The following is a 1,882-nucleotide window of genomic DNA, read 5'->3' as shown; positions in this document are numbered from 1 at the left end:
CTCCCGCCATGCCGGCGGGTGGGATGGACTTCTGATCCGGCGTCCACCGACCGGACCGTGAGCAACGGACGGCGCCGCGGCCTCGCGGCGCCGTCTTGCGTTGCGGGATTTCCGCAAGGGCGCCCGGCGCGTCCGCGCTTGGCGGGACGGCGCGCGGCGTGCTTAGGCTTCCCGCCCCTCACGCCAGCCGCCGGACCGCGCCATGCCCGAGACCACCGCTCCCATCGCCCTCGTCACCGGCGCCGCGCGCGGCATCGGGCTCGCCACCGCGCAGCGCTTCCTCGATGAGGGCTGGAAGGTCGCGCTGCTCGACATCGAGACCGAGTTGCTGGCGCAAGCCGTCGCCGCGCTCGGCCGGCCCGAGCAGACCCTGGCGCTGCCCTGCGACGTGTCGGATCCCGTTGCGGTGGAAGCGGCCTTCGCGGCGCTGACCGCCCGCTTCGGCCGGCTCGACGCGCTGGTCAACAATGCCGGCACGGCCGTGTTCAAGCCGCTGCTGGAGACGACGCTCGCCGAGTGGAACCGAGTCATGGCGGTCAACCTCACCGGGCCCTTCCTGACGACGCAGCTCGCCGCCCCGCTGATGGCCGAGACCGGCGGCGGTGCCATCGTCAACATCACCTCGATCTCGGGCTTGCGCGCCTCGACGCTGCGCGTCGCCTACGGCACCTCGAAGGCGGCGCTCGCCCATCTCACCAAGCAGCAGGCGGCCGAGCTTGCCTCGCTTGGCATCCGGGTCAATGCGGTCGCGCCCGGCCCGGTCGACACGGCCATGGCCAAGGCGGTGCACTCGGCCGAGATCCGCGCCGACTACCGCGATGCGATCCCGCTCGCCCGCTACGGGCTGGAGGAGGAGCTGGCGGCCTCGATCTTCTTCCTGTGCAGCGACCAGGCGAGCTACGTCACCGGTCAGGTGCTGGCGGTCGATGGCGGGTTCGACGCGGTCGGGATCGGGCTGGCGACGCTGCGCGGCGAGCGCCGCAACCGCTGAGCGCCACCTCTCCATCACATCCGCGTGGGTGCGGCGATGCGCGGCTTGCGGGGCGCAGGTCCGCTTGCATCATCCGCTCCGCGACGGGAGGGGATGCGGAATGGCACGACGCTGGCGATGGGCAGGGCTGATCGGGCTGGCGCTGGCAAGCACGGCGCAGGCTGCCCCGCCCGAAGGCGCGGTCGTGATCGGCGGCTTCGCGATCGATGCCACCGAGGTCACGGTGGAGGCCTTCGCGCGCCATGCCGCCGCGCGGGGACTGCAGACGGCGGCCGAGCGCGAGGGCGGCGGGCATGAATATGTCGGCGGCTGGCAGCGCCGGCCGGGCTGGAGCTATCGCAGCCCTTCGGGCACCCCGGCGCAGCCGACGGACCCGGCGGCGCATCTGACCTGGTTCGAGGCGCGTGATTATTGCGCCGCCAGGGGTGGCCGCTTGCCGACGCTCGCGGAATGGCGCGAGGCCGCCTTCACCGAGCGCCGCGCCGCCTCGAGCGACGGCTATGAGCGCGGCCGGACCTATCCCTTCCCCGTCGGCGAAAAGCCCGGGGGGATGAATCTCGCCGGCACCGATCCCGCCAGCGGCGATGTCTGGGAGCGGCACGCTCCCACGGGGGCGACGCGGCGCGGCGTCAACGGCCTCTACGACATGGGCGCCAATCTCTGGGAATGGCTCGCCGACCGGCGCGGCAGCGAGGCGCTCACCGCCGGCGGCTCCTGGTGGTACGGACCGGCCCAGACGCGCAGCGAAGCCCCGCAGTGGAAGGCGGCGGATTTCACGGCGGTCTATATCGGCTTTCGCTGCGTTTACGGCTGAGGGGGAGTGTTCCGCGCGCTGACGGCGAAGGGCGCGGTCCTTCTCCCCTCGGGGGAGAAGGTGGCACGGCGAAGCCG

The 1,882-nt window shown here is 72.9% G+C and carries 2 protein-coding genes; both read left to right on the top strand.

Features of this window, described 5'->3' with window-relative positions:
• The first annotated feature begins 202 nt into the window (after positions 1–202).
• Positions 203–991, top strand: a complete 789-nt coding sequence (locus tag AX750_RS16250) for an SDR family oxidoreductase (protein WP_066717558.1) — start codon at positions 203–205, stop codon at positions 989–991.
• 100 nt (positions 992–1,091) lie between these two features.
• Positions 1,092–1,805 carry a formylglycine-generating enzyme family protein gene (locus AX750_RS16245; RefSeq protein ID WP_066717557.1) on the top strand — a complete coding sequence of 238 codons (714 nt, stop codon included), beginning with the start codon at positions 1,092–1,094 and terminating at the stop codon, positions 1,803–1,805.
• Positions 1,806–1,882: the final 77 nt, after the last annotated feature.

Source organism: Methylobacterium sp. CCH7-A2, assembly GCF_001557075.1.
Classification (GTDB): Bacteria; Pseudomonadota; Alphaproteobacteria; order Rhizobiales; family Beijerinckiaceae; genus Allobosea; species Allobosea massiliensis.
Note: the sequence above shows the minus strand (reverse complement) of the source record. Positions and strands in the feature narration are given on the sequence as shown.

Excerpts from the sequence above, each read along its gene's own strand:
- AX750_RS16250 (WP_066717558.1), top strand. The coding sequence starts at position 203 with ATGCCCGAGACCACCGCTCCCATCGCCCTCGTCACCGGCGCCGCGCGC.
- AX750_RS16245 (WP_066717557.1), top strand. The coding sequence starts at position 1,092 with ATGGCACGACGCTGGCGATGGGCAGGGCTGATCGGGCTGGCGCTGGCA.